18 protein-coding genes are annotated in these 14,546 nt (G+C 36.5%); 14 read left to right on the forward strand and 4 right to left on the reverse strand.

The window, feature by feature from the left end:
* The first annotated feature begins 29 nt into the window (after positions 1–29).
* The 8 genes from LB465_RS04880 to LB465_RS04915 all read left to right on the forward strand — a co-directional run bounded on the left by LB465_RS04880 (position 30) and on the right by LB465_RS04915 (position 7,828).
* Positions 30–1,007: a stage II sporulation protein M gene (locus LB465_RS04880; RefSeq protein ID WP_224468051.1), complete on the forward strand. Its 978-nt coding sequence runs from the start codon at positions 30–32 to the stop codon at positions 1,005–1,007.
* Positions 988–1,845 carry a hypothetical protein gene (locus LB465_RS04885; protein WP_224467674.1) on the forward strand — a complete coding sequence of 286 codons (858 nt, stop codon included), beginning with the start codon at positions 988–990 and terminating at the stop codon, positions 1,843–1,845. The genes LB465_RS04880 and LB465_RS04885 overlap by 20 nt, the downstream gene beginning before the upstream one ends.
* A complete protein-coding gene (locus LB465_RS04890) occupies positions 1,845–2,603 on the forward strand; it encodes a DUF4129 domain-containing protein (RefSeq protein ID WP_224467676.1) in 759 nt (252 codons plus the stop codon). The genes LB465_RS04885 and LB465_RS04890 overlap by 1 nt, the downstream gene beginning before the upstream one ends.
* Positions 2,596–3,810, forward strand: coding sequence for a DUF4350 domain-containing protein (locus LB465_RS04895; protein WP_224467679.1), 1,215 nt, complete (start codon positions 2,596–2,598; stop codon positions 3,808–3,810). Before LB465_RS04890 ends, LB465_RS04895 begins: the two co-directional genes overlap by 8 nt.
* A complete protein-coding gene (locus tag LB465_RS04900; RefSeq protein ID WP_224467681.1) occupies positions 3,791–4,792 on the forward strand; it encodes an AAA family ATPase in 1,002 nt (333 codons plus the stop codon). Before LB465_RS04895 ends, LB465_RS04900 begins: the two co-directional genes overlap by 20 nt.
* Positions 4,792–6,123 carry a DUF58 domain-containing protein gene (locus LB465_RS04905; protein WP_224467683.1) on the forward strand — a complete coding sequence of 444 codons (1,332 nt, stop codon included), beginning with the start codon at positions 4,792–4,794 and terminating at the stop codon, positions 6,121–6,123. The genes LB465_RS04900 and LB465_RS04905 overlap by 1 nt, the downstream gene beginning before the upstream one ends.
* Positions 6,124–6,352: 229 nt before the next feature.
* Positions 6,353–6,769, forward strand: coding sequence for a DUF2141 domain-containing protein (locus LB465_RS04910; RefSeq protein ID WP_224467686.1), 417 nt, complete (start codon positions 6,353–6,355; stop codon positions 6,767–6,769).
* A 102-nt stretch (positions 6,770–6,871) separates the two neighbouring features.
* Positions 6,872–7,828 (forward strand): LysR substrate-binding domain-containing protein, encoded by a 957-nt coding sequence (locus tag LB465_RS04915; RefSeq protein ID WP_224467688.1) that lies wholly within the window; start codon positions 6,872–6,874, stop codon positions 7,826–7,828.
* 72 nt (positions 7,829–7,900) lie between these two features.
* Here LB465_RS04915 and LB465_RS04920 read toward each other — a convergent pair whose 3' ends face one another.
* The 4 genes from LB465_RS04920 to LB465_RS04935 all read right to left on the reverse strand — a co-directional run bounded on the left by LB465_RS04920 (position 7,901) and on the right by LB465_RS04935 (position 10,485).
* A complete protein-coding gene (locus LB465_RS04920) occupies positions 7,901–8,662 on the reverse strand; it encodes a hypothetical protein (RefSeq protein ID WP_224467690.1) in 762 nt (253 codons plus the stop codon).
* A gap of 235 nt (positions 8,663–8,897) precedes the next feature.
* A complete protein-coding gene (locus LB465_RS04925; protein ID WP_133549211.1) occupies positions 8,898–9,095 on the reverse strand; it encodes a hypothetical protein in 198 nt (65 codons plus the stop codon).
* Between the two features lie 132 nt (positions 9,096–9,227).
* Entirely contained in the window at positions 9,228–10,028 is an 801-nt protein-coding gene (locus LB465_RS04930) for a TIGR00266 family protein (protein WP_224467692.1), read from the reverse strand.
* 4 nt (positions 10,029–10,032) lie between these two features.
* Positions 10,033–10,485 carry a DUF4442 domain-containing protein gene (locus LB465_RS04935; RefSeq protein WP_224467695.1) on the reverse strand — a complete coding sequence of 151 codons (453 nt, stop codon included), beginning with the start codon at positions 10,483–10,485 and terminating at the stop codon, positions 10,033–10,035.
* 145 nt (positions 10,486–10,630) lie between these two features.
* Between LB465_RS04935 and LB465_RS04940 the strand changes: the two genes are divergently transcribed.
* From LB465_RS04940 to LB465_RS04965, 6 genes are all read left to right on the forward strand, one after another.
* Positions 10,631–11,167: a DUF4870 domain-containing protein gene (locus tag LB465_RS04940; RefSeq protein WP_224467697.1), complete on the forward strand. Its 537-nt coding sequence runs from the start codon at positions 10,631–10,633 to the stop codon at positions 11,165–11,167.
* Positions 11,164–11,508, forward strand: a complete 345-nt coding sequence (locus LB465_RS04945; RefSeq protein WP_075327210.1) for a PadR family transcriptional regulator — start codon at positions 11,164–11,166, stop codon at positions 11,506–11,508. The genes LB465_RS04940 and LB465_RS04945 overlap by 4 nt, the downstream gene beginning before the upstream one ends.
* On the forward strand, positions 11,501–13,237 hold the full coding sequence (locus LB465_RS04950; protein ID WP_224467700.1) for a PspC domain-containing protein: 1,737 nt from the start codon (positions 11,501–11,503) through the stop codon (positions 13,235–13,237). Before LB465_RS04945 ends, LB465_RS04950 begins: the two co-directional genes overlap by 8 nt.
* Positions 13,234–13,377, forward strand: a complete 144-nt coding sequence (locus tag LB465_RS04955; RefSeq protein ID WP_224467702.1) for a hypothetical protein — start codon at positions 13,234–13,236, stop codon at positions 13,375–13,377. Before LB465_RS04950 ends, LB465_RS04955 begins: the two co-directional genes overlap by 4 nt.
* Positions 13,378–13,442: 65 nt before the next feature.
* Positions 13,443–14,261, forward strand: coding sequence for a GIN domain-containing protein (locus tag LB465_RS04960; protein WP_224467704.1), 819 nt, complete (start codon positions 13,443–13,445; stop codon positions 14,259–14,261).
* A 44-nt stretch (positions 14,262–14,305) separates the two neighbouring features.
* A complete protein-coding gene (locus tag LB465_RS04965) occupies positions 14,306–14,536 on the forward strand; it encodes a hypothetical protein (RefSeq protein ID WP_224467706.1) in 231 nt (76 codons plus the stop codon).
* Positions 14,537–14,546 lie beyond the last annotated feature (10 nt).

The raw sequence follows: 14,546 nt of genomic DNA on the forward strand, positions 1-14,546 counted from the left end.
CTGTTTCTTTGAGTCATAATAGAAAAACCATGCGAGAGGCGGCTTTTGTGAAGCAAAATAAGGATAAATGGCTTAAGTTTGAAAGCCTGCTTCAAAATAAAAATAAGCTGCGGCCAGAGCAGCTCTCCAATATTTATATTGAAATTAGCGACCATTTAAGCTATTCCAGAACGTTTTATCCCAACAGCAACACAACCACCTATTTAAACCAGTTAGCGGCTTCAACACATCAAAAGATTTATAAGAACAAGAAGGAATCACAAAACCGATTTGTCACATTTTTTACAACAGAATTTCCGCTATTCTTCTATAAATTTCAGAAGCAATTACTGCTAAGCTTTTTAATTTTCGCGCTTTTTTCTGCAGCGGGCGCTTTTTCAGCTGCATCAGATCATACTTTTGTGAGAAGTATTTTAGGTGATGCTTATGTGAATATGACGCTGCAGAATATTGCTGAAGGCGATCCTATGGCGGTTTATAAAAAAATGTCTGAAACCGATATGTTCCTGGGCATTACCATTAATAATATTCGGGTTTCGTTAATGGCTTTTAGTATGGGAATCCTGGCCGGAATCGGCACGGTGTTTATTTTAATGCAAAACGCAGTGATGCTGGGATCTTTTCAATACTTTTTTTACGACCAGGGTTTACTCTGGGAATCTGCCAGAACAATTTGGATTCACGGAACCATAGAAATTTCAGTAATAATTATTGCAGGATGCGCCGGGCTTGTTGTTGGAAAAAGCATACTTTTTCCTGGCACCTACACCCGCCTGACTTCATTTGTAAAAGGAGTTAAAAACGGACTTAAAATAGTGATTAGTACCATTCCGTTTTTTATTATAGCAGGATTTCTGGAAGGCTTTGTAACCCGAATAACCCAAATGCCCGACTGGCTGGCAATTTTAATTATTGGCAGCTCTTTAGCACTCATTCTATTTTACTATATCTTTTATCCCATTTATCTACATAAACAACAACAAATTCATGAAACAGGATTACATTGATTTTAAGCAACAGCGGGAGCTGGGCGATATTATTAGCTATACGTTTAAGTTTATACGTGAAAATTATAAGGCTTATTTTACAAGCGTTATGAAAATTTCGTGGCCGGCGTTTTTGCTTTTAATAGCGGCCGTGGCTTATTATTCTTATACTACGGTGGGAAACTCCTTAATGTTCAATCAGGATGGTGGGTTTTTCATTGGGTTTGGTCTATTAATGATTGGTTTGCTCTTATATTTTTCGGTGATGAATGTAGCGGCATTTCATTTTATAAAATCTTATGTAAGTAATAATGGTGAAACCAGCCACCAGGAAGTTAAACAGGGCGTTAAAAAAGATTTAGGAAAAATGTTTGGACTAGGTGCCGTAACCTGGATTTTAATTTTCGCCGGACTTATAATATTTATAATTCCCGGGATTTACCTTAGTGTTCCGCTTAGTATTGCGGCTGCGGTACTTGTTTTTAAAAGTGACAGTATTGGCGGCAGTATTTCTGAAGGTTTTCGCCTGGTAAAAGATAATTGGTGGATGAGTTTTATAAGCCTTTTTCTAATTTGGCTTATCGTGTATATCATTAGCCTTATTTTTCAACTGCCTGTGCTAATTTATACGTTTATAAAAATGTTTACCATCATGGAAGAAAACTCCGCTTCGGCAGCGAATGTGGCTGATATGTTTGATTGGGTTTATCTCACCTTAACCATTATTGCGTCTGCGATTCAATACCTGCTTTATGCCATTACGCCAATTGGGGTTGCTTTTGTGTATTATAATTTAAACGAAATAAAATATTTTACCGGCGCCTACGAAAGCATTGAAAACCTTGGTAAAAACGATTAATGATTAAAGTCTTACTTCTTTTCAGTTTTCTTTTCTTCGGAAATTTAATTGCGCAGGATCAAGCAGTTGCTGATTCTACGGAGTTAATTCAGAATTTTTCTGAAGAGAAACTGGAAAAAGCGGATTTTGATACTGAAAACATTGAAAATTATAAAGCAGATAAAGCCTTTGACTATTTAGAAAAAATTGAAGAAGATTCCTGGTGGACACGCTTGAAACGATGGGTTAACCTCAAATGGAATGCCTTTTTACAATGGCTTTTTGGTGATTACCAAACCAACGCTTTCTGGAACGCTGTTCTTACGGCCTTACCTTACGTTCTTCTAATTTTAGTGCTTGGCTTGATCACCTGGCTTTTTATTCGTTTAAATCCCGGAAATGCTGTGATGACTGAACCTATTACCGGAAAAGTGAATCTTAAAAAAGAAGAAGATATCGTAAAATCGGCTGATATTTATTCTTTAATTGATGAAGCGATTCGCAACCAAAATTATCGGTTGGCGGTTCGATATTTATATTTAAAGAGCCTGCGCTTGCTGGATCAAAAGGAGCATATTTCCTATAGATTTCAAAAAACAAACGAAGATTATATCAACGAAATAAAAGAAAATGAAATTAAAAATCAGTTTACAAAAATCACCAGGCTCTACGACTTTATCTGGTATGGAGATTTTGAACTTTCAAAAGAACGTTTTGAGAAGGTAAACAGGGAATTTACCCAAATGGAAAACAACCTGAAAACGGGAGATAATGGGTAAAACATCAAAGCTATTTTTCGGTTTTTTCTTGCTCCTGGTAATTTTTCTTACTTATTTGGAAGCCACAGAACCGGAACCGGTAAACTGGACGCCCAGTTATATGAGCGATGATAAAATCCCACTGGGAAGTTTTGTTTTTTATGAAAGCTGGAAGAATACCGAGAAATGGGAGTTTGAAGAAATTGGTGTTCCCCCATTCGAAAAACTTTCTGATAGCCTGGAAAACGGTACTTATTTTTTTCTGAATAATGCCGTGAATTTTGATCCAGACGAATTGGATAAGCTGCTTGATTGGGTAACTAAAGGAAATGAATTGTTTGTTTCTGCAAGAGGCATAAGTCAAGCCTTATTAGATACGCTTCATTTAGAAACCAAAGTTTTTATTCCAAAAAACGACCTGAGCTCAAAACCACAGGTAAATTTTGAAAATTCAGTCTTAAAAAGTAAAACCGATTTTCAGTTTAAGAATGAATTTTCCTCACTTTTCTTTCATCAAAAAGATAGCGCAAAAATTGAAATTCTGGGTGAGATAAATATCCAGGGAGATGAGAAAAGCAGCCAACCTAATTTTGCAAGATCAGATTTCGGGAAAGGAAAAATTTACCTTCACAACACCCCTGAAGCGTTTGGAAATTACTTTTTACTAACTGACCAGAATTATAAATATGCTGAAAACATCCTGGCTTATATAAATAAGGAAAAACCGGTGTTTTTAGATAATTATTATAAGGCAGGAAAAACATTTTATTCCTCTCCGCTTTATATTTTACTTAGTGATAACCGACTTAAATGGGCGTATTATTTCTTACTGTCCGGCTGTGTTTTGTTTATTATTTTTGAAGGAAAAAGAAAACAACGGGCAATTCCAATAGTAAATCCTCTTAAAAATCAGAGTTATGAATATGCAAAAACTGTCGGGAACCTCTATTTAGAAGAGAAGGAATACGGAGAATTGATCACGAAAAAAATCAATTTATTTTTAGAATATATCAGGGTTCATTATAAAATTTCTACCAAAACCATAGACGAAGAATTCCATACCTTACTGGCTGCAAAATCTGGAAATAGTTTAGCTTTAGGAAAGGAACTTTTTGCTAAAATGGAGAAAATTTCAAACAATACTAATGCCGGGAAAAGCGAGTTTCACGAACTTTCTGAGGCAATAAATAATTTTAAATCACATTCCGATGGAAAACTACGAAAATAAAGAAACCGAATCGCTAGATTTTGATAGTCGTATTCCTTTAGACGACCTTAAAGAAGCTGTTTCAAGATTAAAGAATCAATTGGCTAAAGTAATTGTGGGCCAAAATGATTTTGTAGAATTATTAATCGCCGGCCTGCTTTCTAACGGCCACGTTTTAATTGAGGGCGTGCCAGGAGTTGCCAAAACCTTAACCGCAAAACTATTCGCCAAAAGCCTGGACACCAATTTTAGTCGAATTCAGTTTACGCCAGATTTGATGCCGAGCGATGTCCTGGGAACTTCGGTTTTAAATGCTCAAAAAGGCGAATTTGAATTTAAACCAGGTCCTATTTTTTCCAATATTATCCTAATCGATGAAATTAACCGCGCTCCTGCTAAAACCCAGGCGGCTTTGTTTGAGGTGATGGAAGAACGTCAAATTACCATAGACGGGATGCAGCACAATCTTAAAGCCCCATTTATGGTTCTGGCTACCCAAAATCCTATTGAACAGGAAGGAACTTATGCGTTACCCGAAGCCCAGTTAGATAGGTTTTTATTTAAAATTCAAGTTGACTATCCGAGTCTTGAAGACGAGGTAGATATTTTAAAAACACATCACCAGCGCAAAGGGGTGCTTCCCGTTTCACAAATAGAAGCGGTTTTGAATCCTGAGAATCTAAACGAGTTAAAAAGCCAGATCCAGGAAATTATAGTAGAAGAAAAACTGATGCATTATATTGCCAGTATTGTGGGGAAAACTCGTAATCATTCTCACGTTTACCTTGGCGCTTCTCCCCGGGCTTCTATCGCGGTGATGAATGCTTCAAAAGCTTTTGCTGCTATAAACGGTAGGGATTTTGTAATTCCTGAGGATATCAAAAAAACTTTAAATCCAGTTCTGGCGCACCGACTAATTATTAGCCCCGATCGGGAAATGGAGGGAATTACTGCCAAAGAAGTAATAGAAATGATCTCGCAATCTGTTGAAATTCCACGTTAGTGCTCCAATTCTTTAAATCTTTATATCTAAATCAACGTTTTTTCTATGCGATCTTTGCCATCGCCCTACTCTTTCTATTTTCGTATTTCTTTGATTTTATATACGGATTTACCTGGGTTTTAAGCCTTATTTTATTGCTTCTGTTTCTCGCCGATCTGGTAAGTCTTTATAAATCTAACCGAATAAATGCTGAAAGAATTCTTCCGCAGAAACTCTCGAATTCAGATGATAACGAAGTGGAAATCATTCTGGAAAACAATTATAAATTCCCGGTTTACACTGAAATTATAGATGAAATTCCTGTACAATTTCAAAAGCGGGATTTTTTAAAACAGCTGAAAATTCGTGCCGGTGCTTCTGAAAAATTCAGCTATTATTTACGGCCTGTTACCCGCGGTGAATATTTCTTCGGAAAATTAAATATTTACGTTTTCACAAAAATTGGTCTGGTAAAAAGACGGTCGGTTTTTGGTGATCAACAAATGCTGAAAGTCTATCCTTCCTTTATCCAAATGAAAAAACTGGATTTTCTGGCCATAGATAATCGCTTATCACAACCCGGTCTAAAGAAAATCAGAAGGATTGGGCATACTATGGAATTTGAACAAATTAAAGAATACGTTCCGGGAGATGATGTGCGCACTATAAACTGGAAAGCCACCGCTAAACAAGGCGATCTAATGGTGAACCAGTTTCAGGATGAAAAAGCCCAACCCATCTATTCCATTATAGATACCGGCCGGGTAATGAAAATGCCTTTTAATGGCTTGAGTTTGCTGGATTATGCAATTAACAGCAGCCTCGCTTTTTCTAATATTGCACTTAAGAAAAAAGACAAAGTAGGATTAATTTCGTTTTCTGCTAAAATTGAAAGTATTCTAAAGGCAAATGCCAAATTGAGCCAGTTGCAGCAAATTATGGAACGCTTGTATAATATAAATACGCAGTTCCCAGATTCAGATTTTAATATGCTCTACAGTAATTTGCGTAAAAGGATCACCCAGCGTAGTTTGCTGATGTTATATACTAATTTTGAGCATATTTCGGCACTAAAAAGACAGCTTCCCTATTTGCAGGCCATCAATAAAAAGCATGTGCTGGTGGTGATATTTTTTGAAAATACAGAGCTGGAAAAAATTATAGCCAGTAAGCCTGATAATACTACTGATATGGCTCACCAGGTGATCGCTGAAAGTTTTACGCACGATAAAAAAATAATGGCGGCAGAGCTACGGAAACACGGGATTAATACCTTACTCACCAAACCCGAAAATCTAAGTATTAACGCCATTAATAAATATCTAGAAATTAAAGCACGGGGTATTCTTTAGCCCCGTCATTACGAGCGACGCTGGAGCGCGGAATCTTTTTATTAGAGAGTTTACCTTGTTTGAAGATTGCTTCAGTCTTAGCATCATCGCCATGATGAGCTAAAATTTTTAATAATTAGAAGAATTCTACGGTTCATCATTCAAAAATTACAACTCGGTTATAATTATTAATAAGGCAGCATAAATACATTTAGTTTTGAAGATATAAATCAATATAAACTAAGTCATTATGAAAACAATTGCCATTTTATTCAGTCTATTCCTTTGTCAAATTGCCTTCGCGCAAAACGAAAACGGAAACATTACAGTGAGTGTAGAGAATCTTTCTTCGGAAGAAGGAAAGGTTTATTTCGCCCTTTTCAATGAAGATAATTTTCTTAAAAAAGCTCCGATCCAGGGAGAGGTAAGTGAGATTAAAGAAGGAGTCGCGCAGATCACTTTTTCTGAAGTTCCTACCGGGACCTACGCAATCACCGCTTATCACGATAAAAATGGAAATCAGCAGATGGATTTTGAAAGTAATGGAATTCCGAAAGAAAATTACGGAGTTTCCAATAACCAAATGAATTTGTACGGTCCGCCACTGTGGGAAGATGCAAAATTTGAATTTGACGGATCTGAGAAAGCGTTACAGCTTCAGTTCTAAAGAAAACTCTGGTAAATCAGTTCACATAGACAAAATCATATTTATTTTAATTTATAATAGAAAAAACCAATACATTTGCAGTAACAATAAGGCTTCAATTTTATGACAATTACACAACTGCATTATGTATTGGCTGTTGCCGAGCATAAGAATTTTACTAAAGCAGCGCAAAAGGTTTTTGTAACCCAGCCTACGCTAAGTATGCAAATTCAAAAACTGGAAGAAGAACTGGATGTACAGATATTTGATAGGACCAAAAAACCTATTCAACTAACCGAAACGGGACAAAAAATTGTACAACAGGCAAGAAATATTGTTAATGAAAGTGACCGAATCAAAGACATTGTAGATCAGCAAAAAGGTTTTGTAGGCGGGATTTTCAAACTGGGTGTTATTCCCACGGTTATGCCTACTTTATTACCGATGTTCATCAATAATTTCATTAAGAAATACCCTAAAGTAAAGCTCAAAATTGAGGAGTTAAATACCGAAGCTATAATTGAACGTTTAAGGGAAGGACATTTAGATGCAGCAATTGCTGCTACTCCGCTGGAGTTGCAGGGAATTAAAGAAAATGTGCTTTACTACGAGCCTTTTGTTGGATATATCCCAAATACGCACCGTTTACATAAAAATGAAAAGATTGAAATTAATGATCTGGATATAGATGATATGTTGCTTCTTGAAGATGGACATTGCTTTAAAGACGGTATTCTTAACCTTTGTAAATCGTCCAGAAATTATGATGATGACCATTTTCAATTAGAAAGCGGAAGTTTTGAAACTTTAATAAAGTTGGCCAACGAAGGTTTGGGTATGACACTGCTACCCTATTTGCATACTTTAGATATAAAAGATGCTGAAAAGAAAAACTTAAGGATGTTTAAGGATCCTGTACCAGCCAGGGAAGTAAGTCTCATCTACAACCGAAGCGAATTAAAAATGCAAATTATTGAAGCTATAAGAAATACAATTGCAGGTGTTGTAAAGGGTGCTATCGCTTTTCATAATGTGAATATTATTAGCCCTTTAAGTAAGAAGAACGAATTTAAGGAATAAATACCTTAAAATTAAATTGGCTGTCTAAAGGCTTTTTCATGCTTTCAGACAGCCATTTTTATAATTAAAAAACTATAAACTAGGATACTCAACAGCATTCCAGGTTCCCTGGTGATTAGGATAATCAAAAGTGCCAGCCATTACCCCTACTTCAAGAGTTCCGTAATACATTACATTTCCCGGGTCTGAGCTATCAAAATCGTAAGTTAGCTCATTGCCATTTAAAGACCAGGTTCCATTGGTCAGGTAAGTTCCGGGAGATGAAGGTTCATCATATACCGCTGTACCATTGGTATTAAATACCACATCTCCATGCCATGAGGTATTTTGATCGTAAACTACGTGAAAATCCCAGGTAGTCCCTCCCAATGAATTTGTTGTGAAAGACTCTTCATTACTATAAGCTGTACCTTCAGCGTTTGTTGCATATGTTCTAAAATAGTAAGTTGTGTTTGCCTCTAAATTTTCTATTTCACTGGTAAAACTTGCTGAAGATTCTGTTGTAGAGTTATCATTTAACGTAGGTCCAGCATTAGTACTCCAAACAGTTCCCTGTGCAGTAACTGGGTCTCCGCCATCATCATCAACTGTTCCGCTGATTTCTATGGTGGTATAGGTCTTATCCACATCTGAAGCAGTGGTTTGCAAGCTAAGGCTTGGAACTGTGGCTGCCAGGGGTTGGGGACCATCATCGGTTGAGCAGTTTGAAAAAAATAAGCATAGACTTATTACAGAAAGGATTTTTAGAATAATTCTCATAGTGATTGGTTTAATTGGTCCTACTTCAGAATTGAATTGGCTTTTCGGATTGTTCCCAAGGTGTATAGAATGCATATTTAATTTTGAAAAAATAAGTGGTAGGAAAATCAAACTAAAATTAAATTTGATAATCAGCAATATACAAAAAATTACAAGGAAATGTTAAATTTCAGAGAAAACGCTAATAAAGTGGAAGAAGAAAACATTTAGACTATGAAAATAATTAAAAAGGCGGACTATATATTAAGATCATTTTGGATAAAAAGAAGTAATTCTGAAAATTAAAAAAGCGGCCCAAAAGCCGCTTTTTTTATGTATTTAAATAAGTTAAACATTGATTAAGTTCCGGGTTTTGCCGGGTCAAAGCCAGAATCCAGATACGAAGTTCCTCTATTTCGTGAGGTAAAAGTCGCTGAAGTGCTTTTTTCACTTCCCTGCAAAACAGGGCGGGATCAAAACTGACTTTATCCAGTACAGTCTTGGTGTATTCAAACATCGCTCTCGCCATAATTTGAAAGATTTAAATTAGAAGTTAGTTTAAAAAAGAGTAGAAATCTTATAATAGGCTAGTGTTTTTTAAATCACCTAAATATAGTAAAAATTTACTAATCTTTTTTTAATTCAGAACTGTTTAACAGTCCTAAAATCTGCGATCACCACTAATAACATCTCCTAAGCCTCCAAGAATACTGCCTTCTCCTTTATCTTTCCCACCACCCTGTGGGGCAGCCTGCCAAATTCGATTGGCTAATCGGCTAAAAGGTAAGGATTGAACGTATACCGTTCCCGGGCCGGTGAGCGTTGCAAAGAAAAGTCCTTCACCACCAAAAATTGTATTTTTAATTCCGCCTACAAATTCAATATCATAATTTATATCCTGCGTAAAACCAATAATACAACCAGTATCTATTTTTAGCTTTTCGCCGGGAGATAATTCCTTTCTAGCCATAGTTCCTCCGGCGTGAACAAATGCCATTCCATCTCCTTCGAGCTTTTGCATTATAAAACCTTCGCCGCCAAAAAATCCGCGACCCAGTTTTTTACTGAATTCAATTCCTACAGCAACACCTTTGGCTGCGCATAAAAAAGCATCTTTCTGACAAATAAATTTATTCCCATACCGGGTAAGATCTATAGGAATAATTTTCCCGGGATAAGGTGAAGCAAAACTAATACGCTTCTTTCCTTGAATTTCATTACTAAAAATCGTCATAAACAGGCTTTCCCCGGTAAGTAATCGTTTCCCGGCACCTAAAACTTTGCCCAGAAAACCTTCATTTTCTTTAGAACCGTCGCCAAAAATGGTATCCATTCTAATCCCATCATCCATCATCATAAAATTGCCGGCTTCAGCAATTACGGCTTCCTGCGGATCCAATTCTAATTCTACATACTGCATCTCTTCCCCAAAAATCTGGTAATCTATTTCATGTGCATTCATAATATTATTTTGCTTTTATAGTCCATTCAAACTCAAATACTGCAACCTGTTCGCCGGTTTCGTTTATACCGGTAGATTTCATCCATACAGTTTGGCCTTCACCTGTTGAGAGTGTTTTTTCTATGGCTTCATCTATTAAATGACCATCGTAGCAAAAAAAGTTGATCTTTCCAGTGGCTTTTTTGGTAAAGGTTGCTCGATTCTGTGCCACCAGCATGGAAATCTTTCTATTAGACTGCTGAATTTTTCCCATCACCATCGCACCCGTACTCAATTCGGCAGCCATTGCCTGTACAGCAAAGTACATGCTATTAAAAGGGTTTTGGTTTATCCATTTATGCTTAACACTTACCTTGCAGGTATTCTCTTCAATTTCACTAACCCGAACCCCGCAAATCCAGGCACTCGGTAGTTTCAGCATTAAGAATTTATTGAGTTTGCTTTTATTTAATGTCATTGTAAAAGGTTTGTTTTTAATAAATGTATTCAATTTAATCAACAAGTCTTCAGAAATAATTTCATAAAAATATGTTAAAATTTAGTACTATGCTTTGCAAAATACCTGCTTTTAACCATATATTTGTAATGTAAATTAATAGGTTATGAACTCAAAGATAGCAAAAGAAGAAAAAACACTGGCCACAATCCTGCATTTATCGGTCTTTAGCAAGTTTATTATTCCGTTTGGGAATTTTATATTTCCGCTAATATTATGGCTTACTAAAAAGGAAAAGCCATTTATAGACGACCACGGCAGAAAGGCTATAAATTTCCAGATCAGTCTTTTTCTCTACACCATTTTAGTACTGGCAATTGGGATTTCAATTATCCTTTTCCAGGCAATACGCCTGGGTGGTGATGTTCCCTTTATAATTGGGCCCGAGCAGTTTTATATAGACGAGATAGGTCAGGCAATTTCTATAGTGATTACAATTATTGTATTTGCAATTATACTTTCCGCACTATTCTTTTTAGAAATTATTGCTGTAATCAGCGCAAGTATAAGAGCTAGTAATGGAGAAAATTACTCTTTTCCCTTATGCATCAATTTTATAGGAAAAGATTTAGATAATCATCATAATAACCATCAACAATCAAAAAATGAACAGTTTAACAACCCTCAAAACCAAACGCTATGAAGATAGAAAACACCAAGGCTCAAATGCGTAAAGGTGTACTGGAGTACTGCATTCTTTCGGTTTTAAAAGACGAAGATGCGTATGTAGCCGAAATCCTGGACACCCTTAAAGACGCTAAATTACTGGTGGTTGAAGGCACTATCTATCCGCTTTTAACAAGGTTGAAGAATGCAGGATTGCTCAGTTATCGCTGGGAAGAATCCAGCAGCGGACCACCACGAAAATATTATGGGCTTACCGATACCGGTAAACTCTTTCTTAAGGAGCTTACCGGCACCTGGGACGAACTCCAAACCGCTGTAAATGTTGTAACCAATCAAAAAAATAAGAATCATGAATAAGACAGTAAATATAAATCTTGCCGGTATATTCTTTCATATTGACGAAGACGCATATGCCAAACTGCAGCATTATCTGGAGGCTATAAAACGTTCTTTTACCAACACTCAGGGAAAAGATGAGATTATAGCTGATATTGAAGCACGTATTGCTGAATTGTTCAATGAGAAGAAAAAAGACGACCGTCAGGTTATCGGCATTAAAGAAGTAGAAGAAGTAATCGCCATAATGGGGCAACCCGAAGATTATATGGTAGATGAAGAGATCTTTGAAGATGAACCGGTTTATACAAAAACCACAAAATCTACCGGAAAACAGTTGTTTAGGGATACCGAACATTCTTATGTAGGTGGTGTTTCTTCAGGACTGGGACATTATTTAGGCATAGATTTTATTTGGGTGCGTTTGCTTTGGATCTTACTAACCATTTTCTCAAGTGGCGCTTTTATCCTAATCTATATTGCACTTTGGATCTTTGTTCCCGAAGCTAAAACCACGGCCGATAAACTAGCAATGCGCGGTGAGGAGGTAACTATAAGCAATATTGAAAAAAAGATTCGTGAGGGTTTTGATAACGTTACCGGAAAAGTAAAAGATGTAGATTATCAAAAATATGGCAACCAGGCAAAAAGCGGGGCAACCTCTGCAGCCACTGCCATAGGTGATGTAATCACATTTATCTTAAAGGTATTTGTGAAATTAATAGGAATTCTAATAATCCTACTAGCAGGTGGAGGCTTAATCCTACTATTTATAGGCTTATTTACTGTGGGCACCTTTGGACTTATAGATGCCCCCTGGAGTAGTTATGTAGAAATGGCAGTTAGTGGAGCTCCGCTTTGGTTAATGTGGTTAATTAGTTTCTTGTTGGCAGGAATCCCACTATTTTTCCTGTTTATTTTAGGATTAAAGATCCTGGTGGGTCGCTTAAGATCTATTGGTAACCCGGCAAAACTGGTTTTACTCGGACTTTGGATAATAGCATTTATTGGCGGAGCAATTATAGCAGTTCAACAAGCCACTCACAGGGCTTTTGATGGCGAGCAGGTAATTACTGAAACACTGCCTATTTCAGCTAACGATACGCTTTACCTGGGAATGCAGGCAAATCAAAATTATTCATCAAGTATTTACAGAAGTACAGATTTTAAAATCAAATACGATGATAATGATGAAAAAGTAATGTACAGTTCTGATGTTCGCCTAATCGTAAAGCCCACAAAAGACTCCCTGGCTAAACTTGAAATTGTGAAGTCGGCAGAAGGCAAAGACTACAAAGAAGCCAAAGAACGTGCTCAGAATATAGCTTATGAAACTAATTTCAGCGGAAATAAATTATTGCTGAACAGCTTTTTTACTTCGGCTACAAAATACAAGTATCGGGATCAAAAAGTAAAAGTTACTTTGTATTTACCCGAAGGCAGCAGCCTTATTGCAGACGATAATACAAGTACTTTTCATAGAAATACCGACTACTGGGGAGATATTTTGATAAGTGGTGACGAAGAAAAATTCTTAAAAATCACCGAAGATGCTGCTATTTGTGAAAATTGCCCGGTAGAAGAATGGGAAACCGAAAGTGAAGATGAATGGGACGAAGACGGGGATTTTAATGCAAGAATAAATTCTGGGGATGAAGAAGTCAATATTCAAATTAATAGCAGAGGAGTAACGGTAGACAAAAAACCGGCTGATAATGAAAGGGAAAACGATGCAAATGAAGAGTTATGATACAATTAATTCTGCAATTACTAATGGTCGTCTTCAGTTTAGGAGAACCAGTAGTTGAAAACGAAAACCTAGTTAAAGATTATATGGAATGTAATCAAATCTTAACCAAAAAATGTACAGTAGCTTTCTACGAACGCTAAGCAAGTCTTAAAAGCCTCCCTTCCGGAGGCTTTTTTAGTATATTTGTATTAAATCCTTATTTTTTATGAAAAAGATATTACTACTACTAAGTATTTGCATGGCCTTTAGCTGTGGCGCCAATAAAGTAAAAGGAAGCCGAAATGTTACTACTGAAAAGACTCGCCTACCGGATTTTCATAGTATAGAAATAGCCGGTGATTTTGAAGTAGAACTCAAAAAAGGCAGCACTGGTATGATGGAAGTTGAGGCTGATGACAATTTGCACCGCATAATAAGAGGCGAGGTTATAGACCGGGTTTTATATTTAAAACCATCAAAAAAAATAGCAAGAAGTAAATCCCAGGAAATCATCCTTACCTATCCTGAAAATCTTCAGAAAATTACGGTATCAGGAAATACCGAATTAGAAGCAGACGAAGAGATATATTCTGAAGAACTTAAAATCACCACTGCAGATGATGCTGAAGTATACCTTACTGTAACGGCAACTAAGTTCGACCTATTTAACGAAGGGAAATCTGAAGTAGAATTAAACCTAACGGCAGAGAATGCCTATTTTCAACTCAATGGTTCTAGTGATATTGAAGCCCTGGTAAATGCTCCAAACTTTAAAGTTGATACCTACGAAAAAGCTAGTGCAAAAATTGAAGGAGAAATAGACGATCTACAACTGCGTGCTGAGCATTCTACTAAATTTGACGGGAGAAGATTAACCGCCATTACTGCTGTAGTTATCGCCGAAGGCAAATCTAAAAGCGAAATTGAAGTGTTGGAAAAACTCACGCTAACCGCCAAAAACCGAAGTGAAATAGAGTTGTATGGCAACCCACAGATAGATTTGGTAGAATTTTCAGAAAAAGCAGTACTGGCTAAAAAAGATTAGGTTATTTAGTCTACATTTAAACTAAATTACTAAACCTAATAATTATGAAAATTGCATTAAAATCAATCCTACTAATACTGGCTTTAAGTCTAACTTTTGTGTCCTGCAGAGAAGAAGAGAAATCTGAAGTCGAGCAATTGGCTGAAGAAGAAGGTGCCAAGGTTAAAATTAAAGACGACAAAGTAAAAGTAAAGACTGATGACAAGAAGATTAAGATCAAAGAAGATGATGGTGAGATTACAACAAAAATAAAAACAGACAACGACGATAACTAGTGAAATCTAG

This window comes from Salegentibacter lacus, from assembly GCF_020164555.1.
GTDB classification, from domain to species: Bacteria; Bacteroidota; Bacteroidia; order Flavobacteriales; family Flavobacteriaceae; genus Salegentibacter; species Salegentibacter lacus.